We start from the raw sequence: 25,406 nt of genomic DNA, 5'->3' as shown, positions 1-25,406 counted from the left end.
GCATGCTTCCATGACGACCAACTCGGGGTTCAATGCCCGTACGGATTCCGCCCCATTGTGCACGGCCATCGTATCGCACCGGCAGTGCCGATACTCACAAGCTGGTCGCGCTGTACTCGAAAAACGACCGCAAGATCCTCGACCTGTGCAGACATGGAACCGGGAAGCTAGCGCGTTGTCGATTGGCTCGCGCACGAGCTCAAGGCATCCCTTAGCTGGCCGGCGTACTGTGCCTTGCGAGGTAGCCCGGTAACCAGGGTAACGGCCAAAGGCTAAATACGGTCAGGGAACCGCCTCAGAATCTATATCCGACGCCAGCAAAGGTAATCCAAGGGTTCGCGGAAATGCGCGTCCTGTTGGTCAACACGGCTTGCCCGTTGGCCGCAACGGAGGTGACCGTCGCGTTCGTTTTCAGCGGCAGATACGTGACGGAAGCCACGGCGTACCAGTTCTTGCTGAAGTTGTACGAAACGCCCGCGTTGAACGCTGGATTCCATGACGGGCTCAGCGACGTATCGACATGACCGCCCGGACCGGCGACCTGCTGCAATGCGCCGCCAAAGGCCGGGTTGAGTTCGGTATGCGAGAACCATGTGTAGTTCACACCGACGCCGGCAAACGGGCGCAGCTTCGACTGCGCCGTTCCAAAGTAGTATTTCACGAAGAGAATCGGCGGCCATGACCGCGTGGTGGCCAGCGGCTGCAGATCGCCCAGCTCGAGGGACGGGCCGTGCAAGCCGAACGGGGCCGCCGCGCCCTGCGCGTAAAGCTTGAGCTTGGGCGGCGCACCGCTCGCCAGATCGAGCGCGATGTTGTCGGTGATGAACCACGTCATCGACAGTTCGGCGGTGAATGTGTTATGGATCTGGCCACCCGTGCCGGCCGACGTAAAGGTGCCAGCGGCCGAAGTGCTTTGCAACGGTGCTGACGACGATTGCCCGAAATCGAGCCACGCCGCGCCTACACTTGTCACGATGCTTCCCGCGCTCTGGGCCATCGCTTTGCCGGATATCGCGCCAACCACCAAGGCGAGACATGCAAACCTGTTCATCCCGTCCTCCAGTTCATTTATTCGTAGTGCATAGTAAATGGAACCGGCTGCGTTTCTCAGATTCGCAGCTCGAAGCGCGTAGGCATTCGGTGTCGGCGCGCCGGTAAATCGAAAAGCGTCACGCCTGCTCAGTGAACACGTTGCCGGGCTGCCCCTCGAACATTTCGACGAGATACCGTTCCAGCGGCTTTTCCGACGCGGTCTTTGGTATTTCCGGCACCACTTGCACCCACGAAATGACCGAGCTCGCTTCCAGCTTTGCGCGACAGGCGCGGAACACCTGCTGCGGGTCGAAGTCGTTGGCGCGCTTGGGCACGATGGCTGCCACCACGTCTTTCTCGCCCGGCGCACCGGACGCGCCCCTCACGCCATAGACGTAGACGTCCTCGACGGCCCCCGACTCGGCAATCACCTTCTCGATTGGCGCCGGGTTGATGAACTCACCGTTGTGGCGAATCCCGCCGCCCTTGCGGTATTCGAAGAAGAGCCAGCCGTTCTCGTCCTCACGCACGACGTCGCCCATGTGCAGCCACCCGCCCTTGCACTTCTGCGCCGAAGCCTCCGGATCGCCAAAATATTCGACGTTGAACGGCAAGCCGTCCGCCGGCCTGAACAGCAGTTCGCCCGGCACGCCCTTCGCGCAGTCGTTGCCGTCGTCGTCGATGATCCGGTGCTGGAGGCTGGGAGCCGGCTTGCCGATGCTGCCAATGGGACCCACGCCGAGCGGCTTCACGGTGATGCCGCCTTCGGCCGCACCGTAGAACTCGACGATCCCCACGCCGAAGCGTTTCTCAAACGCCTTCCAGATCGCAGCCGGCATGCCGGCTGAAATCACAAAGCGAACGGGGTTGTCCGCGTCATCAGCTTTCGTGGGTTCGCTGTAGATTGCCGTCGTCATGCCGCCGAGCAGCGTGAACGTGGTGCAGCGATATTGGCGCGTGATGTTCCACAGGCGCGACTTTGTGAAGCGGCGCGACAGAACGGCGCGCATGCCCGCCGTGAGCGACGCGCCAAGCGTCACGATCTGGGCGTTGGCATGCGTGAGCGAGAGTCCGGAGTACGGCCTGTCGTCGGCTGCATAGCCGAACAGCGCCGAAACCGCCGCCGCCGTCGCGCAGTAGCGCTGATGCGTCATCACGATCCCTTTCGGGTCGCCCGTCGTGCCGGACGTGAAGATCAGTTGCATAGCGCCTGCCGGGTCCCGAGCCATGACGGGCAAGTCAGGAACATGCGCAGGCAACAACGCGTTCAGGGACGCGACGCCAGGGAAATCCGCCAGCGGCTTGCCACCCTCATCCGTTTCCAGTGCGATCACCCAGGACAACCCGGCAAGCGAGCGGCGCACGTCCATGAGGTTCTCGAGCGTATAGTCCGCGGCGATCACGCCACGGCATTGCGCCTGTTCGAGCATGTACGCGAGCTTGTCGCCTTTCGCGCGTGGATCGATCGGCACGAATACGGTGCCCGAAATCGACGCGGCAACCATCGCATCCACGAATTCGGCGTGATTAGCCATCAGCAATGCGAAATGCTCGCCGGGACGCAGACCCTGATCGATCAAGACCTGCGCGAGCCGCTGCCCGTTTTCCCAAAGCTGCCGGCAGGTGCGCACTTCATCGGGCCGCGCGCCGGCGCCTTCGACAGTGAGCACGTCGAGGTCCGGCATGGTCTCGACGCGGTTGGCGATCAACGCCGCCAACGTGGTTTCCGGTCTCGTGCTCATGGCACACAGTCTCCTTTATTTCCTTGCTGCTTCCGCCGTTCTTGTGCGCCGCTCACGGCCGCACGGGAGTTCATCGGCCGAGAATCGTGATGCTGGCCACTGCCTCTTCCACACCGCACAGACCGCCACCATTTTCAGCGATCGCGATGCACGCGCCCTTCACCTGGCGGGCTCCCGCATCGCCGCGCAATTGCGTGACGAGTTCATGAATCTGGCCCAGCCCGGTGGCGCCTATGGGATGACCCTTCGATTCGAGACCGCCGGACGGATTGAGGGGAATCCGTCCTCCGATGGTGGTCTCGCCGCGCTCGGCGCATATGCCACCCATCCCGAGATCGCATAGCCCGAGCACCTCGGACTGGATGATTTCGCCGATTGCCGTCGCGTCATGCACCTCGGCCACCGACACGTCCTTGGGCGCCACGCCGGCCTGCTCATACGCCTTCGACGAACCGAGCCGGACCAGATGCTGGTCGAACCCCGCGGCCGGCCGATCGGTGCCCGTCTGGAGCACGGAGGCGAGCACCCGAATGGCCCGCGAGCGCCGGCCCTTGAGCATCGCGAGCCCCGCCTCGCTGCAAACGATCGCCGCTGCCGCCCCGTCGCTGACCGGCGAGCACATCGGCAGCGTGAGCGGATACGTGATCGGCGGCGCGCCGAGGATATCGTCAATCGTGTACGCATCCCGATATTGCGCGAGCGGATTGTGAACCGAATGCCCGTGATTCTTCGCAGCCACGGCGGCGAATTGCAGTTGCGTCGTGCCGAACTCGCGCATGTGCATGCGGCCCATCGAAGCGTAGATGTCCATGAATACGCTATAAGGCTTCGTCGATACGCTACCCGCCGGCGGCTCGATGCCGTGGCCCATTTCCAGCAGCCTGCGCTTGCCGTTCTCCGTGTCGTGCACATCCCACGCGCCGTCGAACGAACTGAACGTGCGCGCCTTGTCTGGCGAGAACATTTTCTCCGCGCCCACCGCCAGCGCGATATCGGCGGCACCTGCCTTGACGTAATTCACGGCGAGGTGAAACGCCGTGCTCGCGCTCGCGCAGGCGTTTTCGACGTTGATCACGGGTATCCTGTCGATACCCATCGCACGCAACGCAAGCTGGCCGCGAATCATGTGCTGGCCCTCCATATGCCCCTGCGTGGAGTTGCCAAAAAACGCCCCCTGCACCTGCCTGCTGTCACAGCCCGCGTCTGCGAGCGCTCGCTCCACCGCCGCGCGCGTGAGCTGCTTGATGCTCGTGTCCAGATGCTTGCCGAAGGGCGTCATGCCAACGCCCGTGATATACACTTCGCTGCTCATCTCTTCTCTCCAACGCCGAGTTCCCGGCGCCACGCGCACCATGTACGCCAGGCCCACGTGGCGTTCGCCGCTGCTGTCAAACGCTCTTCACCTCGTAGGACAGGTAGCCTTCCTCCGCCAGCGCGCCGACAAGGTTGCGCGCACCGAATGCCCGCGCCGGCGAGACAAAGCCGACTGCGTGCAATTGATTTCGCAGCACGCGGCGCACGGCTTCCGCACCGAGCACACCCGTTTGCGCATACGGAGAATTGCCACGCAGAATCACGCTGACTGAATTCGTATTGCCCCGCCCCTGGCACGAAAGCGTGCAGCGGTTCGCGTCCGGGTTCTCGCGCGCGGGCTCGACCTGGGTCACGGCCTTGCCCCATTCGTTGGTGACTTCTTCCTGTTTGGCAGCGTCGAGTGTCCGGCACTCTGCCTCGAACTTCATCAGCAGGCCGACCACGGCGTTAAAGCGCTCTTGGTTGCGGAACGAGACGAGCGTCTGGCAATTGCGCACGCGCGGATCGTCTGCGTACCAGATTGGCTCGCCACCGCCGCCCCACGGCAACGCGTTCAGCAGCACGTGCTCACCGGGCACATGAACCTGGTACGGCGTGGCCCATGGCCATTGCACCAGCTCGTTGTTGCGCAGGAAGAACTGCGGCTGCGTGCACATCCGCAGAAAGGACATCGTCGACGCGACACTGACTTCGGAGTCGCCGAGATACACTACGTCGAGGGTATCGATGCCCTGCGTTTCCAGCGCAATCTCGGCAGCCAGATTGCCTTCGGTCCACATGTACGAGTTGCCCGGACACAGCGCCAGACCTTTCGCCGCAAAGACCTCGCCATAAGCCTCTTTGAGCAGCGACATCCAGTCGGTTTCGCCGGTCGTGTCGAAGTAGTGGCAGCCCGCTACAAGGCTTGCTTCGACTACGGGCCGCCCCAGCTGCATGAACGGCCCGACGATGTTGATCACCGTTTTCTTGCCGTGAAAGAGTTCGGCCAGCGCCGCCGTTTCATGCTCAACGCTAACGCACTGGTAGTCATGCCCTGCCAGCTCTGGCACCTTCGCCATCTCCTCCTCGAGCCGCGCCTTGTTACGACCGGCGGCAATAAACGGGATTCCGCGCTCGGCGAGCTTCCACGCAGTCAGCTTGCCGGTATAGCCACTCGCTCCGTAGAGCACCACGTCGTATTGCGTTGCCATTTCCTTGTCTCCTTCCGCTTTAATCAAATGTGTGAGCACAACCTGTCGTTCAAAGCAGTTCCGGGTCGATCAGGTAATAGCCACCCTTGATCGCAAGGACTTCGTTACAGCCATCCTCGATCAGCGAAGCGCGTGCATCGCGCCAGATCTTTTCGATCGGATAGTCACGCGTCAGTCCGTTGCCGCAAAAGATCTGCAGCGCGTCGTTGGCGACCTCGAACGCGGTCTGGGTCGCCGTGATCTTCGACGTCATCGCTGCGTGCAGCGACGGCTGCTGCGCCGTGAAGTTGTAGTGCACGACGCGCTGTGAGAGCGCGCGTGCCGCCTCCACCTTCCGGAACATGTGAAAGAGCCGCGACGCGACTGACTGGTGGCGGATGATCGGCAATCCGCCCTGCTTTCGTTCATGCGCATAAGCATGGGCAAGTTCGAAGGCCGCGCGCGCGGTGCCTGTGAACACGGCGCCCATGATCGCGTTGGCGAATGTGTGGATCGCGTAGACGGCGTCGAGATACTGGTCGGGGCCGGCGAGGACGTGATCCTTCGACAACCTGACGTCTTCGAAGAAGAGCTCGCCCTGGTTGAGCGCGCGCTGGCCGATCTTGTCGAGTGGCTTGCCACGCGATACGCCTTTGGCGTCCAGCGGAACGATGACCACCGCGCCGCGCTTCGTGTCGACGCCATCGCCGCTGTCCGCAGCGCAATAGAGAATGCACACTTCCGCTGCAATGCCGTTGGACACCCACGCCGACTTTTGCCCGTTGATGATGACTTCGTCGCCGCGCAGCGTCGCGACGCAATTGGGGCGCCCGTACGTACCCTGCGGATGGAAGATCATGCCGTTCGCGTCGAGCATGTCGGACCCGTGATCGGGCTCCGTGATCGCCCAGCAGCCAAGCTTGTCGTCCGGCGTGAGCGAGCGGCAGAACGTGTTGCCGAGCACTGCACTCAACAACGCGGGAAGGAGCCCTGCGCCGTAGGTGATGGCGAGCCCGGCGTCGCCCCAGCCCAGTTCCTCGAAGAGGATGCACATCGTCTTCGCGCGCTCGGCAGGTTCGAGCTCGAGTAGCCCATCGACGCCGAACCCGAGCCCGATGACCTTCTTGCGAGCCTCCCAGTACGGCGAGCCCGGTGCGATGACCTGTTCGGGCGTCATGCGGTCGAGCTGGATGCCCGTGGGGCGCATCACTTCCTCCGCAAAACGATGAACCGTCTGTTGGACCATCTGGCCCATCTCGGACAACTCCGGCTCCGCGCCGAGCGGCCCGAGCTTGTGAACGGCGATGGGTTGATTCGTGGCTGACATGTCTCCTCCTTCGAGGCTAGTGGGAGTATCATTTTTTGAACGATGCATCGATCCCGTTGCGCGCTGACCGAACTTCAAGGAGTGACCGATTCGCGGGTTGCCTGAACGTTGGTGCTTCCATGAGTTGATAGTCGCTTTGCGCGGCGCTTGACTCTAGCCCCCGTATGGGGGAGCACGATCGCGCAAACAGGGGGAGCAGTCAGGGTGAACCCGAATACCCGCAGGTACTCCCGCAATTGCTCATTACAGTCCGGAGACAGCCCTGAACACGTCAGCTTTGTTCCCCGCCACGAAGGTTTTGCCGCCACGATCGCCCGCGCGCCTGGTCGACCGTCCGAGGTTGATTTGTCTTGCTGACGAGGCCGGAAACAAACGGCTCGTCGTGATCAAGGCGCCCGCCGGTTTCGGCAAGACGTCGCTGGCGCTGGTATGGTTCGAACGATTGCGCATGGGCAACGCACAGGTCGCATGGCTCTCACTCGACCCCGACGACGACGAACCGGCGCGGTTCCTCAATCATCTGGCGCATGCACTCAGGCATGCCTGCAGTGGTATCGGTGCATCAGCGATCGGCCTGACGGCCCAGGCGTCGCTCGTTCCCGCGCAAACGGTCGTGTCCACGCTGATCAACGAGCTCGTCGACGTGGGCGATGAGGTGTATCTCTTCCTCGATGACTATCACGTCATCAGCCTTCCTGCGGTTCACGATGCGTTGTCGTTTTTCGTCGAGAACGCTCCAGCCAACGTTCACGTGGTGATATGCACCCGCACAGATCCCGCGCTCCCGCTCGCACGATTGCGTGCGTACAACGAGATACTCGAGATCGAAGCGCCGATGCTGCGCTTCACCTTCGACGAAACGCAGCGCTTCGTCGAATCCGAATGCCCGGGAAAACTCGCCACCGCTGACGTCAAGTCGCTCTTTGCCAGCACCGAAGGGTGGGCCGCGGCGCTGCGCATTTCCACATCGGCGCTCTCACACGAAGCATTCAAGCCGGGGCGTGAGTTCATCGCGCCATCAGGTGCCTCACGACACTTCGCGGCCTATCTGGAGGACATGCTCGAGCGCCTGCCAGCAGAAACGGTCGCGTTCATGCTGCGAACGTCGATACTTGACCGGTTAACAGCGTCACTGTGCGAGGCCGTAACAGGCGTGGCGGCGAGCCAGCGCACATTGGAAGACGTGGCCGCGCACCAGCTATTGCTTGAACCGATGGATCTCGAAGGACATTGGTTCCGCTATCATCATCTGATGCGCGAGTACCTGCACCAGCGGCTTCAAAGGCAATATCCCGTTGAAGTGGCTGAACTTCATCGCCGCGCTTGTGCGTGGTACACGGACCATGAACTCTGGACGGACGCAGTCCGACACGCGATCGCTTCGGGTGCTACCGAAGACGCTCTTGCGTTGATGGGCCATTGCGCAATGGCCCTCGTCAGGAATGGAGACCTGCTTACGCTACTTGGCTGGCAGCGCCATTTTCCTGCTCAACTGATGCGCGCGCAAACAAGGATTTCGCTGGCGATTGCATGGGGCATGGCACTCGCAATGCGCTTCGAGGAGGCGCTTGTGATGCTCAAGGAACTTGAGCACGACGCGCAAGACGGGTGTGCCGATTCGGGAGCGATTCTTCTGGAATGCCAGGCGATACGCTCAGTTGTCGCCGCGCTTCAGGACGACGCGCTCAGGGCGCTCGTGCTGGCTCAGGGCTGTCTCGCGCAGCCGTCGACCGATGTCTGGACAACAAACGTCGTTTCCAACGTCGTGCGTTTCGGGCAGTGGAAAGCAGGCAACCTCGAAGCGCTCTACGCGACTCCCTGGATCCCCTATTCAATCGACGAAGATCAGCGCAACATGTTTTCCTCGGTCTATCGCCTTTGTCTGCTCGGCCATGCCGAAATGCAGCAGATGCACTTCCCACTGGCGGAGCGGTACTTCCTCGATTCCATGCGGCTCGCCGAGCGATACGCCGGTCCCCAATCCACCTCGGCGGCGTTGTGCGCGCCGATGATCAGCCAGATACGCTACGAACAAGGCCGGCTGGACGAAGCGGAAGCCCTGCTGGTCGATCTCATGCCCGTTATCGACGCCGTGGCCTTTCTTGACTGCGTGTTGATCGCGTACCGGGTACTCGTGCGGATCGCGGTCGCCCGGTCCAACCTTGGTCAGGCCTATGCGCTGCTGGATCGTGCCTATGCACTGGGTCATGCGCGCGGATGGGACCGGCTGACAGCCGCCGCTCTTGTGGAGCGGACACGGCTCTATCTCGCCGAAGGACGGATTACGGAGGCCAGCGTGTGTGTTTCGCAGCTGCATCAGCTTGCCGCGTCGGTAGGTAAGCGCACGCAGTTGGTTTCGCCCGAGATCGAGACGTACCGGGCGATCGCCGCAGCGCGTTTGTCGATCGCGCAGAAACGGACGCAAGATGCTGTCGGGTTACTGAATACCGCGTTGCGCAGTGTCGAAAATCGTCGCAATGATTATCTCGCGTTGCATTTACGAATTGAGCTATCACTCGTCGCGATGGCGACGGGAAAGCGAAACCTCGCGATTGCGGCGTTTCGCGATGTGTTGACCACGGCAGCGTCCGCAGGCATCTTTCGGTCTATTCTCGATCAGGGACCGGAAATCGGGCCGCTGCTACTCGCCCTGCGCGAAGAGGGGTCCAGCCCCCCCAACACAGCCGACGCAGCGCCCTATATCCACGCTCTGCTCGACGGCTGGCACGCGCGCTATGAGCCTGAGAGCAAACCTCACCGTGACGCGCAAAGGGACTCATTAAGCCCACGGGAACGCAGCATCGTCGCGTTGATCGCCCAAGGACAGTCGAACAAGGAGATTGCACGCACCATCGGCATCACGCCAGAAACCGTCAAGTCTTATTTGAAGAACATCTTTGTGAAACTGGGCGTCGAAAAGCGTGCACAAGCGGTCGCGCGCGCGCAGGAACTCGGGCTAATGGAACGTATCTAGACATCACGTATGGGTGCGACGTGAAGTTGCATAGGAAATTGTTTCTGTTGGTCTCGGCCAGCATGCGTTCTCGGTATCGAGTTGGTATGAAGCCGCCGGGACAATATAGAACCTATCCGAATTTTGTGTCCAAGGCGGTTTAACACACCCTGACCAGGGTCATGCGCTCCGGCGTGGACCGCGTCTCGCGCACCCTTCGTCCCAACCCGCTTGCATGGAGGAGCCGATACCATGAGCGCCACCGTCGCCCATCACGCACGCTGCCCGATTCGGGGCGCCTGCGCTCGTGTCGTTCTACCCCGGCAGCCGGACCGTGCCCATCGACGTGGAAGGGGGGCATTGCTTCGAGCAGATGCGCTGGCTGCTTGGCTGGCACTGCTCGACGCAGTGGGAGACGTCGAAGAACTCGCCAGCGCGAGTCGTCCGCATGCTTCGCAATGCGACGCGTGGGCTGCGCGATGAGTGTTTCGCGGATCATGCGGGTCGAAGCGCGCGCCTTTATGATTCCTACTGACAGTCCACTTTCGCGCACTGCTCGAAACGTATGCCGTGAATGGGGAGCGGTGGCGCCGGGAATTCAGACAGGTCGGTAAGTGGAAAAGCCGGGGGGACGGGAGTCGGTCATACTGGCCGGCGACAAGGAACCAGAAGATGACGAAACGAAACCGACGGACACGCTCACCGGCGTTCAAGGCAAAGGTGGCACTTGCGGCGCTCAAGGGCGACAAGACGCTTGCCAGAGATGGCCTAGAAATTTGACGTCCATCCGAAGAAGCAGTTGCAGCAGCAGGTTGCCTCCCACCGTTCGATCAAGCTGACCGTGCCTAGCGCAGAGAGTTCGCTCTGAGTGTAGACAGCACCGGTCGGATTGTTGGGCATGTTCACGACAAGCCACTTCGTGCGAGGCGTAATCGCAGCCTCAAGCAATTCGGGCGTCAGCTTGAACCCGTCCTCCTCAGGGCCCGCGACCCCGCTGTCGCAAATCAGATTTGCGGCGTCGAGCCTTGCTTGCCTCGCGTGTTCCCGCAAGACTATTCGCTGCCTCTACCGTCGTAGGGTGCGGCACGTCGAAAGGACGTTTCATCGCTCAGGAGCATTGCATGGCAACAGTCAAAAGCGAAACGAATGATAGTACCCAGCGCCCCGATTCGTCCCGGCGCAAAATGATCATGGGGGGCGGCATGGCGGCCGCGACGATGCTCTTTGCCGGGGTTGCGAAAGCCGAACCCACATCCGGTCGGAACGCAACCGTCGACGGTATTCCGGTGCCGATGCCGCCCGAGGATAAAACGGCCGGACCGATCGTCGCCGGGCGCGACACCAAACTGGCGGGCCGGGTCGCGGTCGTGACCGGTGCCGCGCGCGGCATCGGGCGTGCGATCGCTGTCGAATATGCGGCGAACGGTGCTGATGTGATCGCCATTGATATCGCGGCGCCCGTAACCTCGGCCTCGAGCGCCGTACCGGCGACGCCGGACGATCTCGCGGAAACGATCAGGATGATCAAGGCGTACGGTGGCCGCGCGGAAGGCATTCGCGCGGACATCCGCGATGTTGCAGCACTCCGTGCCGTCGCGGAAGGTATCAACGAGCGCTTTGGAAAGATCGACATTGTCGTTGCCAATGCCGCGGTGCAGTATTGGAAGCCACTTCTCGAGCTACAGGACTCCGAATGGCATGATGTCATCGACAACAATTTGAACGGCACGGCGAACACGATACGCGTATTCGCTCCGAAGATGGTGGCGCGCAACTACGGCCGCATTATCGTCATCTCCTCAATGCAAGGGCGCCACGGCTCGAAGGACGCTGCAAGCTATTCGGCTTCGAAGTGGGGTATCTTTGGCCTGATGAAGTCCGCCGCACTCGAACTTGGTCGCTACAACATCACCGTTAACGCGATCACTCCGGGGCTCGTCGGCACCGCGCTTACGTTCTACGACGCGCGGCTTTCGGAGAGCATCGGCGAAACCGGCTATCACAAGCCGAACGGTCCGTTGACGCCGCAAGAGGCCTGGGACCGTCGCGCAGCAACCATGCCGCTGGGTGTCGCATGGCTGCAGCCGGAAGATATTTCGCCGGCCGCCGTCTACCTTGCGTCAGAAGGTGCCGCGATGATCACCGGAGCAGAAATCGAGGTGACGGGCGGTGACAGCGCGAAGAGTATCTGACGCCCCGGCGCGTAGTCATCATCCACGACCGCGCTCGTTCCGCGGGAAGCGGCAAGATCCGCAAACTCCTCGTTCGTCTTCGCTCCATCGCATCGATTAGGGAACCTGCCGCCAGGTGATGGACGACACCCTTGTCATTGAGCTTACGCACCCGCGAATGTTTCGCTCGTGCGTAAGCACCGTAGATCCGCAATACAGGCTCATTTCCGGCATGGCCGCAATTAAGCGGTATTGAACAATACGTCACCTGGCTGACGGCTGCTCACCACACGGCCCGTGGCGTGCTGCATCGCGTTCCTGTGGTGATGAGCTTCGGCGAGTACGCGAAGGCGCACGGAGCGATGAATTTTGCGAAACTAAGCGATCATGTTGAACAGTTTGTGCAAACCTGGATTTGTCGGCATGGGCGTGGCCGCAGTGCTTCCCGTGGGAGCAAATTCTCTCATGAGATTCGCAAACCTGTATTGGTGACTATATTTGTCCGCGCCGACGGATTTTTGAGCCAAGTGGCTCAATTCTCGGTCGGCGTAAACATCTGTGCGGCCGAGGGTCTGTCAAAACCCCGTGCGATCGCCTAGACTGAATCAACCTTTTAGCGCGAGAGGCGGAGATGGGGCGATTTGTCGAAGGTGCAAACCGCAATCAGGCCACTTTGCTGCCGGAATGTCTCGAAGACTTTATCGCCGAAGACAATGGTCTGCCCTTCAGCCTTGTGTTCAGCCGGACGATCAAGAGTCAGTTAGCGCCCTGCAGCGGAGGTTGCTGCGCTAATCGCTGCCTGACGTGATTGCCGACTGCAACGTCTTTACTTCTCCTGACACGTCCGTAAGAAGCGATTCGAAATGCACCGTGTTGTCCGCAAACTGGACGCGCTCTGTGTCGAGGTCCACCGTGTTGCCGTCGAGTGCTGGCTGTATCGGAATTCGGTATAGCAACGGGCCGTCGTCATCGGCCAGTCCGCCCATTGCGACGAGCGCCGTGTCGCCGGCGATGTGACGGGGTTGCGTCAATGCAATCGTCACGCCGCTTGTTATGTTGGCAGTCCCCATCATGGGCAGCGCAGAGCCATTCGACGGACCCGAGCCCACCGTGCCGTCGCTCCGTCGCAGTGCGACGGCAAGAGAGGACGCGAAATCGACATCGCGCGCCTTGTAGCCTGGCGTGTCCGCGTTCGCGATGTTCGAGGACATTAGTTCTTGTCGGTACGAGCGGACATCGAGCGCCTGTTTGTCAAAGGCGAAGGCCGCATCGAGCTTATCTAGCATCAAAGTCCCTTACGATTGATCGGGCGTGCAAGGCGTCACTGACCTTTAATTCCGGCAACTGAGAAGGCCCCGAGTCCGTAATAGCTTTTGGCAAATCGGTCGGGCATGCCCAAGACTCAAATTCAAGGCTTCCAGAAGGCCGACGTTTCACTACAACTGCGTCTGCATGATGTCGGTATAGGCGCTTACGAGTCGGTTGCGGATTTGCAATGATTGCTGAAACAAAATGCCGGCCTTCGCGCCGTCGATCATCGCAGAATTGAGCGAGACGCTCGACGCGCCAAGTTCGAACGCATGCATCTCACCCGTAGCCGATGCCTGACTGGCGCTTACCTTCGCGAGCGACTGTTGAAGCAGTTCCGTGAAGCTACCCGGGCTGGTCGCGGACGAGGCCGACGCCGACGAGTCCAGCGACTCCGGAATCGTCGCTTCGTTCGCCATTGCTTGCATCTGCTGCAAAGCAGATGTGGTCGGATTTACCAGTGCCATCACTATCTCCCGTCGTTGCAGCGCGGGCAAACGTAACCTGCTTAAAGCTGCGCATGGTGCGAGCTGGTTTCGTCTGTAGGAGCCGCTCTTGGCCCGCGTACAAGAGTGGGGGTCATTATTGACGGTTCTTCATGACGCCAAGGGGACGGGCCAATTACAACTTTGTTATCTTGATCGCAACTACTATGACAATGCGTTACCGAACGACGACTCAACACAGCAACGTGCACTGCAGTGAGGGTCCAACGCAAGCAGGCATGGAGCCAACAGTCCTATCCCGTGCGATAACTAAGTGACGCGCTGGCTGCAGCAACTGCCGGCCTGTACAATGGTGGAGTTTATTCAACGACGCTCCGTGGAAAAGAGAATGGGTGGCGTGGTTAGCCACCGAACGACATTGCGCCGTTCAAAACCGCTCACAGAGCCTTGCCTGACGAGCCTTCCGGCCGGTCTGATGATATTTGCAAGGTCGGCGCTTCAAAAACTGCCGCTTGGTGTAACGGAGTTTGCGTACGCGTGCATCGCGTTATCGTCTGCCGGTTCCCGTTGGTTCGAAGTAGCAACGACGCATACTTTCGTCCGACGTCAATCACGAATCAGGTAGCTGTCGCGGTTTTTCACGTCCTTGATCCAGTTGGGCGCACGCCTCCTGCCCGACCAGGTTGCGCCCGTCTTCGGGTCGCGATACTTTGGGGGCACGAAGCCCGCTGCGGACATCGCCGTCCCGCCTCGCCGACGTCCGAAGATTTCGCGCTCAGTGACTGGCGTTGATGAAGGCTCGAAACCCCATCATGGCACTTTGGTGCCGACATTCGCGGCTTCCGCCGCAGCCTCGGGACGGGGAAGTCCCTTTCATTCGATTACCCCGGCTTCAGCTAGGGCGGCATCCTCAGCGCGAGCGTCGCGTTGTCCGCGCCCGAGGACGTGTCGCGCTTCGCAATCCTGAGCGGGCGCATTCTGCCCGAGATCGAGCCACATCTCGCGTCCCCGGACAGGCTCGCGCAGGTTTCGGCGTTCATCGCGCACGGCCAGCACGACGACAAACTGCCCGTGAGCTTCGCCTCTCATGCCGATAACTGGCTCACCCGCCTCGGCGTCGTGCACGACATGCGCCTGTACCCAGTCGGCCATACACTCAGCGCCGACATCGCAAGCGACTTCTCGCGCTGGATTAAGCAGCAGTTCAATCTCGACTAACCCAACCGGAGCCCACCATGACCGATACCCGCACCGCCCCGTATGCCGCTCTCCTGCTGCGCCTCGCGCTCGGCCTCATGTTCGTCGCGCATGGCCTGACCAAGCTGCTCATCTTCACGCCGGCCGGCACCGCGAAATTTTTCGAGTCCGTGGGCTTTGCCGGCTGGTTCGCCTGGCCCATCATCGCCTTCGAAATTGTTGGCGGCGTGCTGTTACTGACGGGCGTGTACGCGCGTGCCATTGCCGCGCTTGCCGCAATCGAGCTGTTCATGGCCTCGACGGTCCACTTCGGCAACGGGTGGATGTTCACCAGCGCGAACGGCGGCTGGGAGTACCCGGTTTTCCTCGCGGTCGCCGCAGCTGTCCTGGCGCTGCTCGGCGACGGCGCCTTCGCGCTCAAGCCGACGCTGCGCAACGCCTGAGGTGTGACGCGCCTTGCCCGGAACTGATGCCATGGAATTCGGTATTTACACGTTCGGCGATCTCGCGACCGGGACATCCTGCGCCACCGGAGCACAACGGCGCATCGAGGCCATCCTCGCGGCCGCGAGAGTCGCCGATGAAGCCGGCATCGACGTGTTCGGCGTCGGTGAGCACCACCGCGCGGACTTTGCCGTTTCGTCGCCGTCCGTCGTATTGGGTGCGATTGCCGCCGTGACGCGTCGCATTCGGTTGACGAGCACGGTCAGCATCCTCAGCTCCGAGGATCCCGTTCGCCTCTATCAGCAGTTCTCGACGCTCGATCTGATCTCGGGCGGACGCGCGGAGCTGTTTGTCGGGCGAGGCGCGTACGTCGAATCGTTTCCGTTGTTCGGCTATGCGCTCGCGGATTACGAATCGCTGTTCGAGGAGAAGCTTGCTTTGCTGACGGCAATCAACGAACAAGCGCGCGTCACGTGGTTGGGACGTCATCGCGCGGCCATCGCCGACGCCGCCATCATGCCGAGGCCGGTGCGCGGGCGTCTTCCAGTCTGGCTGGCCGCGGGCGGCACGCCGTCGAGCGCCATTCGCGCCGGCCGCGCCGGTCTGCCGCTAAACCTCGCCAACATCAGCGGATTGCCGGAGCAGTTCGTGCCCTTCATCGATCTCTATCGCCAGACTGGCCTCGCCGCGGGGCATCCGGCCGGGCAGCTGCACGTGGCCATTTCCGGTCATTTCCACGTGCAGCGCGATGGCGCCCGGGCGCGCGACGACTTCTTTCCTCACTATCGCCCTACATCGCGAACAACCTGCCGCGCGGCCACCTTGAAATGCCGCGTCGCGAATTCGAATCGCTGGCTTCGCCTCGTGGTGCGCTGTTCGTCGGCAGCGTCAATGAGATCGTCGACAAGATTCTTTTCGAACACGAGCTATTCGGGTACCAGCGCTACATGGCCCAGATGGATATCGGCGGCCTGCCATTCGACAAGGTCCGGCTATCGATCGAGCTGTTCGCCACCGAGGTCATACCTGCGGTGCGCCGCGCGATCACGCGAGGCAAGGTCCGACAAAACTGACAGATGTGAAGGTCTTGTTGGTCATGCGCCCCTGTCAAAGGCACTCGTCGAGCTGAGGACCCCACCCCAAACCCCTGGTAGCAACAAGGCCCCTCCTCACCCCCATATTTCCATTTGGCCGGCCGCCACGACGTTTGAACTTAGCGGGGACAGCCAGTGGAGATCAGTTGCGACCTGCTGTCTTTCACCAGTTATTCCGCGCCCATTGGATGAGGTCAACTAGCGGCGAACCGCCTGCCGCGACGTTGTTTTCCTCGGGGCCGCCGAACCACGGAAAGTCCCATTCCGTTTCTTCGGATGAGGCGACGGCGACCAACGACGGCCAGCCGTCCCCCTCCCACCAGGCGAAAAACGGTCCTCCCGAATCACCCGGTGATTGGTCGCCATCGTCCGACTCCAGCTCCATTGCATCGCCATCCTCATCATCGTCGTGAAAGGCGATCGCTTGTTGAAACGACGGCTGTTCACCGCCGGCAACAGCCCCAGGGTAGCCAACCAGCGTCCAGAACCTTCCGTCGTTCCAGCTATCGTCGTAGGTCCTTGCCCCAAACCAGCCTAAGCTATCGCCCAATGGATCAATCAATCTGAGCACCGCGAAATCCCACGCGGGCTTGTCGGCGGGATCCGGCTCAGAATAATATGCCGCAGCGTTGTCCACATACGAATATACGTTGGAGCCGAGCGTCGATACGCCATTGAAGTATGCGGGAATAAACTGCATCATTGCAGTATCCGCGTTCCAAGGCACCATATGCGACGCCGTCAGCACGGTATTGTGCGAAACCAGCACACCGGTCCCCGACCACGCAGGAAATCCAAATGGGTTCGTCCACACGAAAATCCTTCCAATGCACTGCCACGGATAACCTTGGGGCAAGAAGGCTTGCCTTTGATCTCCCGGGCCGAACAGATAGAGCGGTCGTACCCGTTTGCCGTTGACTCGCCGCATCACCGGCCGGAGCAGTCCGGTAGAAATCTTCGGGTGGTAGACTATGTCGGCCCATTCCGGCACTCTCGGCGGTGGTAGTGGGAGCGTCGGTGAGTTCTGCCTGACCTCGTCCCGTCTGAGGCGATGGAACGCCTGCATCGGCAGCCCGCGTATGACCCTGTTCCGACTACCAATATGATACGCGTGCCTCCCATCGCTGAGTTCGAACGTTTGAATCAAGTCTTCGGGTTTAAACGGCCCGGATTCCTCAATCATGAAGCTGTTCGATGACTTGAGTTTTTGAAGCGATTCAGGCGGAGTCTGATTCTTGACCACGTTTTCGAAGCGAAGAATCCGGTCCGCATTCAGTGGTGCGCTGGACTTCAGGCGGTCAGCGTTCGCCGTGCTTTCTTTCTTCACGGTGACTCCCTCCGATTTCGGTAAAACAGTTCTGGCTCTGCATAACATGCAGCCGGCGCTCGTTAAATAATCCTTTGAAGGTCGCACGCTCTTGGGCATGCCCACCCTGTAGGGTCGCTGTCGACCTGCGAACGGCTTTCTTCAGGTCGCTATTCATGACGGTTCCTTGCGCGCAAGTTGGCAAACAGTTCGTCCCTGATCTGCCTGCGCGCTCGAATTCAGAGACGATACGGAAAATCGACAGCTCAATGTCGCTTCTGGCGGCTCTGGTCGTCGCTTGCAGAAAGCCGGTATGTACCGAGCTACAATCGGCAAGCAGCGGGCGGATTTCGGGTGGCTCCAGTCAAAGGCGTAAATTGGTAAAGCGGTCAACAACCTGTTCTCGATTGAGCGAGGCGCCTGGTAGATTCCATGTGAGTCCAACCGACGGCCGCTTCCTTCGTTTTGTGGCGGGCGGATAATACGCGACGAGAAGTGATCGACGCGGATGACGTTGGCACGGCCGTCGGAGCCAAAGCGCTATGAGATTCGATCAAGCCGTCGAGCTTCGGAGTCAAATGCGAGCGCAATCCCGCATGACCAGAAGAATAGAATTCACATCTTCAAATTTCAAGCCGTCGACGTGGACGAGGTAGCATTGTTCTCGGGTTAGAGAGGATCGGTTGATGAAAGGTTCGTTTCAACGAACCGCGCGATCGGTCTATTGCGACTTGCGTTACTGCGTGCGATCCAAATGAGAAGTCAGCAATATCGCGGTACAGGATTTCATCACGATTTCTCAAGGATGCGCGGATGGTCATCCGAATGTGCACACCCTGTTGTTGGCGTGCACATCATCTCTATCGCGCTTCGCTTGTGTTCGTCTACGGACGGGCAATGGTGATCGACGTGGCGCTCCCTGCCTACTATCTCTACGCGAACCCGCTCGACTTCTGGCATCACGACGGTGATGCCGACGAGAATGCCTCGCGCAACACGGGAACGGGTGCGCCGCGTGGACGCGGCGGCTAGATGCCCAACATAGGCTCGCGGTGGCAGTGGCTGCACAGTCTTCGATTGCGCACACATGTCTGGCGCTGGCGAATCGCAACAAGTTTGAGCTGAAGAACGAACGTGTGCATGGCGCGAGCTATCACACGCATCGCTAAGCCGTCGCGGACTTGTTCGAATATATCTATGCTGGACGGAACGCTAACTCTTCCGGATCACCACATTCTTTAACTTCAAGCCGACCCAAGTCACTAACGCGCCCGCGAGCGCCGTGCCTATTGCAGCGAACACCGGATTTCTAGTCATCCACGCATACCACTCCCAGCGGTCGTATTTTCCATCCTTTGCTGCGTACGCTGTTCCTTCGACCGACAGAACAAGTGTGTCTGCCGAAAGTAGCAGCTTGTCGGCAAAAAGACGCGGTGCAGTTACGCAGGCATCGCCTGCCGGGTCGCCCAGGCGCCACCAGATGCGATCGCCGTCTGCGGCACAGGCAAACGTACGGTACTCTTTGTTGTCGCCTGGCTTGATGCCAATGTAGCGCACTGCAAGACGTCGCCGCGCGGGTGCGGAGTTGTCAAAGTCGCCCAGGTAGAAACTGGAATGCGGCTCGTTGACCGGGAATACGAACTGAATCGAAGCGCCGTCCGGCACATCCAGTTCGATAGGGAACGTACCAGGCGGTAGGATACGATGACCGTTACCCCACTCGAGGCTCTTCTGCTCCGATGCCGCTGAAGGCGACATGTCACCGCGCAGCACGAGCAGCTTGACCCGCAGCGTTGCATGCCGCACTGTCACCCGGAGTATCGCATTCGAGCCCTCGTCTAAAGAGGCGAAGTGGACTTCCGCCCCAGGTTGGGGGGACAAAAAAGTGACATCGATCATCGTGTGCCCGCTGGCTTCTGGATTGACCGAGCGCCATGTAAGCATCTCATTGTCCCCAGGGGCATCAACGTTGAGTGCCTGGAGCAGCCGCCTCGTGCTCGAACCCAGGCTGGCCTTGTCAAAGTAGGCATCCACCCCTTCGTGATCGGCCCCCTCGATCGAGAGCAACGCTCCGGCAGTGGACGGACTGACGATCACTTCGTCACCTGTTCCCGCCTTCCACTGTGGTGATTCCAAAGCATGCGCACTTGAGCGCGTGATTGTGTACTCGACAATGAGACTCACAGCAAGCAATGCGCCCAATGCAAAACTGGCGGCCACAATTTTTTGACGTTTCCCCTGCGGCAGTTGTCGACTCTGAGCGTTCTGGCGCGTCATGGCTCGACAATGGTTACGGTTTCGTCAGAGATCCCCCCTACCCAGCTGTGGTCATTGTCCTCTGTGAACCACGCCCGAACCTGTAGAAGGTGAATGCCGATCGAAGGACGGTGCGTGGCGTCCTTGCCATCCCAGCTTCCTGCCTGGTGACCGTCGGGCCGCAGGGGCTGCACCGGCACCGACACCACCGGCACGGTTCGAACCGTGTTTGTCGACGCGCCATGTTCGAAGCGGAGGAAATCGGCCATGACGTGATTGAACGGGGACTTGGTAACGAACGTGTAAGTCACGTTGCCTGTCTGGATGTGCGCCACCGCCGGACCGAAATGCAGTTGATTGACAGCCACCGACCCGACTGCACCAGGGCCTGCACCGATACCATAAACGTCGATCGACGAAGGTTTTCCTGGCGGCCCACCTGGTGCGCACGCAGTGGCCGGCCACTGCGACCACAGAACATAGTGGGCGGGACGCTCCGGTTGCCCAGCGGGGAACTCGAGCTTGATCAGATGGCGCCCCTGACTCCCGTCTGGATCGATGGTCACCGGAACTGAACTCTGCCCTTCGACGATGACCTTGAGCTGGGTGCATGAACCTGGCGCCGGCCGGAAGTCGAGCACAAACGGCCATCCACCTTTGAGCAGTCCGGCCACCGCAAACTGATCGGGCGTGCGATCGTGCGGAAATTGCGGCCCCTTTTCGAGCAACTGCGCGGTAGTCGGTTCATTCGGTGCGTCAGTCGAGGTTGCGGACGACGCAGGCGACGCCGAACTTGCTGTTCGCAAGCCCAAAATGATCTCCAAGGGAATACCGATATTGACGCTGCCTCGCCCGTTATTGCCGCCCTCTTGCGAGCCGGGATAAGCTTCGCCCAACGCGACGTTTGCCGTCGCGAATCCAACGACACAGCAAAATATCGCGTGAACGCGCCGCTGTCGCGGCGAGCGCGTGCAATATGCGATCACAACAGCCTCCGTCCGAACGGGTAAGTGTTCGCGTGAGGAGTGATACTGCAAAACGGGGGGGCGTTCGCCAGCATGCATTGGCGTGAAACACGAGCACACTCAGGTGGCTATACCCTTCCTACAGTCTAGTGCACTAAGGCTGGCCAAGCCGGATTTTGGCGCGCTGAAGTGAATTTGCGTTACCTGCTATACAAGCTTGTCAGAAAGTCTGTTCCATTCAACGTACGAGCCTGCAGGCTGATGTCCTTATCGTTGGGATGTGTGGTCCTCGGCTCCAGATGATCCCAGACAAGCCGACCGTGTAGGGCTAGCGTTCCTCAAATCTTGCATCGGCCAGTGGCGGTATCCATGTTTGCTACGGAAGTCGCCAGGTCACAGGCCGACACTCTTTACCGTAGGCGTCGTGCAGGAGCACCGAGTCATCGCTCAGCCGCGGCGTCGTGCCCGAATTGAATGTCGCTGACGCAACTGTTGGGAGCGGAGAGTTTGTGTTCCATACGCCAGTCATGTTGCGGTCTTATTTCCTGAAATACATCATCGGGGCGTTTGGGCGCCCTACGAAACACTGGTGCGTGAAGCCGTAACGCTTGATCATACTCACCGAATGGACAGCCTTCGCTTCGCTGGTGCCAAAATCAAGCATACGCGAGGCGCCATCGGTGACAATCCAACTCCCCGCCACCTGCTGCGTCACCACACCTGCCAGGTCAAAGGGAATGGCGTCCTCGCCCGGCATCGCGCCGGACGGCGCCTCTCCGCCGATTGTGAAATACATCATCGGCGGATCGGGGCGCCCCACGAAACAGATGCGATCGAAGCGGTAATGCTCGATGATCGCCTTCGCGCGCACGGCATTCGCCTGCGACCGTCCGAAATCTAGCACTTGCTGATTGCCGTCGACAATCTTCCAGTCTCCGGAGATATTCTGCACTTGCACGGCGTCAGGACGCAGCGGGAGGCAATCGTCCGGCGGGGTCACTAGCCAGGCGCCGAGCTGCTCGGCGAGGTCGATCAAGCTGGTCGCGTTGAAGTCGAGGCTTGGGTCGGGATGGTTGCCTGGCGAACCGCCGGGCCCGAACTCGGCCGGACGCCCCACGAACGCGGTTCGAAAACCCTGCGCCCTGGCGGCATTCAGGTCGAAGTTATGCGCTGCCACCATCAGGATTTCGGATGCGTCGACGCCAAGGCTGGAGATCGCCATCTGATAGACGGCATGGTCCGGTTTGTAGTGCTGCACCGTCTCGGCCGAGAGCAGCCTGTCAAACGGAAGGCTCGCGTGCGCCCGCAGCGCCGATTGCGTTGTAACGCTCATGTTTGACAGCACTGCCAACGTGTAGCGGCTGTGCAAAGCCGCCATTCCGGCCGCAACATCCGGCCAGGGCGGCAGTGCATGCCACAAATCGAAGTAGTCCTGCACCGCCGCGTCGGCTTTCGTTCCCAATTGCGCTATCGGCAGGTTCTCCCGCGTCGCGGTCTGCAGGATCATGTCTGGCGGAACCCACATTCCGCTTGACAGCACCTGCGCCACGCCCTGCGAATAGCCGTTGAGAGACCCGCTTGCAAAAGCGGCGCCGTTGACGCTAACGCCATACCTTGCATTGAGCAGCGCGACGCCCTGCGCCAGGCCGTCATAGGCATCGAACACCGTGCCAATGATGTCGAAGGTAAGGGCCTTGAGCAGCATGCCAATCTCGCTATGGAATGACCGTCACGGTGATCTGATGCGACTCGCGCGGCGGAGCGTGGCCAAAGCGGAGCAGGTCCAGATGGATCGCGCTTTTGCCTGGTGCGACAGCGGTGACGAACAGCGCCTGCTGCAGACTGCCGCCAGGCGGGGCATCGGGCCGCCGCGCATGTTCGGGGCCCGTGCTTGCCTCGATCGTCTGCGTGTCACCGGTCACGCGCAGTTGCCAAACGTAGCCGACAGAGCCGGCGCTGGTGAGCAGGATGATTTTCCGCTCACCGACGCGCAGCGTCAGCTCAGAGGGTACTTCCGATGGTGACGCCGGGATGCCAGCCGCCATTGTCGCGCCAGAAGTGCTGGATAGTGCCATCACGGCACAGAACGACAACCTCCAGATTGAAACCGAAGCTGCCTTCGACCAGCGCGAGCACGCGGAACACGCCGGAGCTGAACGTTGCCGACTTCGACCAGACGAAATTCGTGTTGGAATTGTCGCGCCACCAATGCTCGACCTGGCCCTCCGCATTGGCGACCACCAGTTCAAAGTTGCCATTGCCGGTCTCGTTCGCCATCCCATACTGACCCTGGATCATCACCGGCGGAGACTTGATGTTGGCGCCGAAAACTTGACCGGACTTCCAGGTCGAGCCGTCGCGCCACCAGTGCTGCATCGTTCCGTCATCCAGCACCGCGACGAATTCCAGCACCCCCCACGTGCTCTGAATCAGGCTAGGGCCGGCGGTGAGGATGTTGCTTCCGAAGGTCACACTCGGTTGCCAGTCGTTCCCACTGCGCCACCAGTGCTGCACCTTCCCGCCTTCCACGCCGGCGACGACTTCGAAGTTGCCGGGTCCCCAACTGCTCTCGATAAAGCCGACCGCACCGGTCGCGCCTGACGGGCCGAAGATGGGACCATCATCCCATTTCTGACTGGATTGATCGAAATATCGATGGTGTAGCCGGTTGGCCGTGGTCCGATACACCATCTCGAAATTTCGGTTGTAGGTCGTGGCGGTGAAGGTCGGCGGATCGGCTACGTCGTTGCCAATTGTCTCGGCCTTGGCCCAGGGAAGGGCACTGGCGGAGTTGTCGCGCCACCAGTGCGTCCACGAATTCCCGTGGCTGGGCGCGATCAACTCGAAGTTGCGGTGCAGCGCACCGTCGCCGCTCTCAAGCATACCGCCGGCGTGGGAACGCCGCTTGGTCCACGGATCGGGGTTGGTGAGCCGCAGGCCGAGCTTGTTGCTCGAGTCGATGCCGCATTGGCCGTAGGCAATCAGACCGAAACCGCCATCTCCCCAAGGACCCCAGGAGTTCTTCACGATCCAGCAGCCAAGACTGTCGTTGAAGCCGACTGCCAGCATGATGTGGCCTCCCTGGGCAGTCGCCGTTGACGACTTCTCGTACGGGACGTTGCCGGACCAACCGAAGAAATCGCTATAAACTTCGAAATAGACGACCAGCGGCCCGACGTTCTGGATCCAGGACTTCTGATCGTTGACATTGCCGATAGAAGTGAACGCCGGGATCTTGACGGTCCGGCCATCCCGGTCGAAGGGCGGATTGTAGGCCGGCGGCGCTGCATTCGAGCCGCCGCCGCAGCCGTTGGGCGGCGGATTCCAGTACGGGCCGGTGCGATTACCCGGATCGCGGTCAACCCAGGGTACGCAATCGAGATCGCACTGCCCATTCGAGGCGACCCAATTGAGAACGTTTACCGGATCTCCGCACTGGCCGCAGGTGACCTTGTTGCCCTCGATGTAGTCGCCTTCGGAGCGGGCACACCAGACGCAGTGCTCGATCCGGACCATGGCCTCGACCAGGGCGGTCGCGCCGTAAATCCAGCAATGTTCGCACGGGTCCTGGTCGCGGATGCCCGTGATCCAGTTCCAGCCGAAACGATTGCGCCAGTCAACGACGGTGGCCCCGCCTCCGCCCGCTCCGCCGCGCGCTGGCGTTGCAGCCGCAAGGCTGCCGGTTCGGCCTTGAACCGCAGGTTTCAGGCTGAGAATGCCGCGATTGAACAGGTCCTGCGCGAGCAGCGCGTTGGTTGGTGGGTTGGCGCGCACCAGCGCGGCCACATCGATGCGTTTGTTGGGATCGCTCGGTGGCAGCTTGCCAAGCAGGCCGAGCGGTGGCCGGGTGATCGGCGTCGCGTCGGTCAGTGCAGGATTGACCGTCCACTTTAATCCTTCTCTCGCCAGCTGCTTACGCAGATCTCCAAATGTAGCCAGGGCCATCTGTATTTCCTCCTTGTCTTCCACCGCGCGTCGCGGAAACAACGGCGTGGTTACGCACAGCGCACACGCAAACGAGATGTCGTGCCGAATTCTTGCCGAGGTTTTGCAGCGTGGAAGATGGGGGAATGCTTCTGCGGCTCCCTGGATGATCGAAGTGGAAACCCGAGTACCCGGAGTGACCTGGATCAGTGTCGCAGTAAGCAGACGTGTCGTCCGCGGCATTCCTGGCATAGGCCTGGCTGACTATCGTGCGCCACATCCTATCCTCCCGCTTGATGACAGTTCGGTTGGGTTATCGATACTGCCCAGTGTAGCTGACAAGACCGGTGTGCGAATCCACCATTTGATGGAGACGAGGTAAGCGAAACTATGTTAGTTATCCAAAGCAAATATTCGATATTTCCCGGACCTGACTTTTTGTTCCCGATAGAAATCACGAAAAAAGGCCTACCAGGCCCCAATCACCTGAAGCTCATGCCCTCTTCGAACGGAGTCTGCTCGGGTTGCTCGCCAGAATGGCCTGGCGGCGAACGCCACCTCAACAGCCTTGCCTGGACCCCGCAGCACTCGACCCGCTTTGTTCTCTCCGAACCTTTTGCTGCTACGTTGCAGCCCAGCCTCGTTAGGTGCCGTACGGCGAGGCACAACAATCATGAGTTTCCAATAGGGATTCCTGGTGCCGCGGCGAAAAGTATGCGGCAACCATCTAATGCACGTGCTCGGCGTCAATTGCGTAG

At 60.7% G+C, this 25,406-nt stretch carries 20 protein-coding genes and 2 pseudogenes; 6 read left to right on the top strand and 16 right to left on the bottom strand.

From position 1 onward, the window contains the following. Window positions 1-295: 295 nt before the first annotated feature. The 5 genes from AB4Y44_RS14065 to AB4Y44_RS14045 all read right to left on the bottom strand — a co-directional run bounded on the left by AB4Y44_RS14065 (window position 296) and on the right by AB4Y44_RS14045 (window position 6,584). Window positions 296-1,051, bottom strand: a complete 756-nt coding sequence (locus tag AB4Y44_RS14065) for an OmpW family protein (protein ID WP_368699933.1) — start codon at window positions 1,049-1,051, stop codon at window positions 296-298. Window positions 1,052-1,169: 118 nt separating this feature from the next. Then, on the bottom strand, window positions 1,170-2,774 hold the full coding sequence (locus AB4Y44_RS14060; protein WP_368699932.1) for an AMP-binding protein: 1,605 nt from the start codon (window positions 2,772-2,774) through the stop codon (window positions 1,170-1,172). Between the two features lie 70 nt (window positions 2,775-2,844). Next, window positions 2,845-4,086: a thiolase family protein gene (locus AB4Y44_RS14055; RefSeq protein ID WP_368699931.1), complete on the bottom strand. Its 1,242-nt coding sequence runs from the start codon at window positions 4,084-4,086 to the stop codon at window positions 2,845-2,847. Between the two features lie 76 nt (window positions 4,087-4,162). Beyond that, window positions 4,163-5,278, bottom strand: a complete 1,116-nt coding sequence (locus tag AB4Y44_RS14050; protein WP_368699930.1) for a trans-acting enoyl reductase family protein — start codon at window positions 5,276-5,278, stop codon at window positions 4,163-4,165. 49 nt (window positions 5,279-5,327) lie between these two features. Further along, window positions 5,328-6,584: an acyl-CoA dehydrogenase family protein gene (locus AB4Y44_RS14045; protein ID WP_368685538.1), complete on the bottom strand. Its 1,257-nt coding sequence runs from the start codon at window positions 6,582-6,584 to the stop codon at window positions 5,328-5,330. Window positions 6,585-6,966: 382 nt separating this feature from the next. On the opposite strand from AB4Y44_RS14045, the gene AB4Y44_RS14040 reads away from it, so the two are divergent. Continuing rightward, window positions 6,967-9,558, top strand: a complete 2,592-nt coding sequence (locus tag AB4Y44_RS14040) for a LuxR C-terminal-related transcriptional regulator (protein WP_368699929.1) — start codon at window positions 6,967-6,969, stop codon at window positions 9,556-9,558. An 825-nt stretch (window positions 9,559-10,383) separates the two neighbouring features. On the opposite strand, the pseudogene AB4Y44_RS14035 reads toward AB4Y44_RS14040, so the two are convergent. After that, window positions 10,384-10,527: pseudogene (locus AB4Y44_RS14035) on the bottom strand (aminotransferase class I/II-fold pyridoxal phosphate-dependent enzyme); the annotation flags it as partial. A gap of 131 nt (window positions 10,528-10,658) precedes the next feature. Between AB4Y44_RS14035 and AB4Y44_RS14030 the strand changes: the two are divergent. Beyond that, window positions 10,659-11,729, top strand: a complete 1,071-nt coding sequence (locus AB4Y44_RS14030) for an SDR family NAD(P)-dependent oxidoreductase (RefSeq protein WP_368699928.1) — start codon at window positions 10,659-10,661, stop codon at window positions 11,727-11,729. A gap of 767 nt (window positions 11,730-12,496) precedes the next feature. On the opposite strand, the gene flgB is transcribed toward AB4Y44_RS14030, so the two are convergent. The 3 genes and pseudogenes from flgB to AB4Y44_RS14015 form a co-directional block, all read right to left on the bottom strand. Next, entirely contained in the window at window positions 12,497-12,994 is a 498-nt protein-coding gene (gene flgB, locus AB4Y44_RS14025; protein ID WP_368699927.1) for a flagellar basal body rod protein FlgB, read from the bottom strand. Between the two features lie 150 nt (window positions 12,995-13,144). After that, window positions 13,145-13,486 (bottom strand): flagellar hook-basal body complex protein FliE, encoded by a 342-nt coding sequence (gene fliE / locus AB4Y44_RS14020; protein WP_368699978.1) that lies wholly within the window; start codon window positions 13,484-13,486, stop codon window positions 13,145-13,147. A gap of 582 nt (window positions 13,487-14,068) precedes the next feature. Then, a pseudogene (locus tag AB4Y44_RS14015) lies at window positions 14,069-14,245 on the bottom strand (H-NS histone family protein); the annotation flags it as partial. A gap of 123 nt (window positions 14,246-14,368) precedes the next feature. On the opposite strand from AB4Y44_RS14015, the gene AB4Y44_RS14010 reads away from it, so the two are divergent. Genes AB4Y44_RS14010 through AB4Y44_RS14000 form a run of 3 tightly spaced genes read left to right on the top strand, consistent with a single transcriptional unit; the run spans window position 14,369 to window position 16,399 of the window. Then, window positions 14,369-14,680, top strand: coding sequence for an alpha/beta hydrolase (locus AB4Y44_RS14010; RefSeq protein WP_368699977.1), 312 nt, complete (start codon window positions 14,369-14,371; stop codon window positions 14,678-14,680). A gap of 17 nt (window positions 14,681-14,697) precedes the next feature. Beyond that, window positions 14,698-15,102, top strand: coding sequence for a DoxX family protein (locus AB4Y44_RS14005; RefSeq protein ID WP_028230864.1), 405 nt, complete (start codon window positions 14,698-14,700; stop codon window positions 15,100-15,102). Window positions 15,103-15,133: 31 nt separating this feature from the next. After that, a complete protein-coding gene (locus AB4Y44_RS14000) occupies window positions 15,134-16,399 on the top strand; it encodes an LLM class flavin-dependent oxidoreductase (RefSeq protein WP_368699926.1) in 1,266 nt (421 codons plus the stop codon). Here the strand turns inward: AB4Y44_RS14000 and AB4Y44_RS13995 are convergent. Together AB4Y44_RS13995 and AB4Y44_RS13990 are read right to left on the bottom strand one after the other, a co-directional pair. Next, window positions 16,361-17,524 carry a serine protease gene (locus AB4Y44_RS13995; RefSeq protein ID WP_368699925.1) on the bottom strand — a complete coding sequence of 388 codons (1,164 nt, stop codon included), beginning with the start codon at window positions 17,522-17,524 and terminating at the stop codon, window positions 16,361-16,363. The genes AB4Y44_RS14000 and AB4Y44_RS13995 overlap by 39 nt on opposite strands. Next, window positions 17,496-17,681, bottom strand: a complete 186-nt coding sequence (locus AB4Y44_RS13990; protein ID WP_368699924.1) for a hypothetical protein — start codon at window positions 17,679-17,681, stop codon at window positions 17,496-17,498. The genes AB4Y44_RS13995 and AB4Y44_RS13990 overlap by 29 nt, the downstream gene beginning before the upstream one ends. A 719-nt stretch (window positions 17,682-18,400) precedes the next feature. Here AB4Y44_RS13990 and AB4Y44_RS13985 point away from each other — a divergent pair. Further along, entirely contained in the window at window positions 18,401-18,535 is a 135-nt protein-coding gene (locus tag AB4Y44_RS13985) for a hypothetical protein (protein WP_368699923.1), read from the top strand. Between the two features lie 180 nt (window positions 18,536-18,715). Here AB4Y44_RS13985 and AB4Y44_RS13980 read toward each other — a convergent pair whose 3' ends face one another. The 5 genes from AB4Y44_RS13980 to AB4Y44_RS13960 all read right to left on the bottom strand — a co-directional run bounded on the left by AB4Y44_RS13980 (window position 18,716) and on the right by AB4Y44_RS13960 (window position 24,669). Further along, on the bottom strand, window positions 18,716-19,780 hold the full coding sequence (locus AB4Y44_RS13980; RefSeq protein WP_368699922.1) for a hypothetical protein: 1,065 nt from the start codon (window positions 19,778-19,780) through the stop codon (window positions 18,716-18,718). Next, window positions 19,777-20,655: a hypothetical protein gene (locus AB4Y44_RS13975; protein WP_368699921.1), complete on the bottom strand. Its 879-nt coding sequence runs from the start codon at window positions 20,653-20,655 to the stop codon at window positions 19,777-19,779. The genes AB4Y44_RS13980 and AB4Y44_RS13975 overlap by 4 nt, the downstream gene beginning before the upstream one ends. A 607-nt stretch (window positions 20,656-21,262) precedes the next feature. Beyond that, the gene (locus AB4Y44_RS13970) at window positions 21,263-22,429 is read right to left on the bottom strand and encodes a haloacid dehalogenase type II (RefSeq protein ID WP_368699920.1); all 1,167 of its coding nucleotides are present in this window, start codon (window positions 22,427-22,429) and stop codon (window positions 21,263-21,265) included. Between the two features lie 10 nt (window positions 22,430-22,439). Continuing rightward, entirely contained in the window at window positions 22,440-22,769 is a 330-nt protein-coding gene (locus AB4Y44_RS13965) for a protease inhibitor I42 family protein (protein ID WP_368699919.1), read from the bottom strand. Further along, window positions 22,726-24,669 (bottom strand): C1 family peptidase, encoded by a 1,944-nt coding sequence (locus AB4Y44_RS13960; protein WP_368699918.1) that lies wholly within the window; start codon window positions 24,667-24,669, stop codon window positions 22,726-22,728. Before AB4Y44_RS13960 ends, AB4Y44_RS13965 begins: the two co-directional genes overlap by 44 nt. Window positions 24,670-25,406 lie beyond the last annotated feature (737 nt).

This window comes from Paraburkholderia sp. BR10937, from assembly GCF_040965695.1.
Classification (GTDB): domain Bacteria; phylum Pseudomonadota; class Gammaproteobacteria; order Burkholderiales; family Burkholderiaceae; genus Paraburkholderia.
The sequence above is the reverse complement of the archived record's forward strand: the minus strand, read 5'-3'. Positions and strand labels throughout refer to the sequence as shown.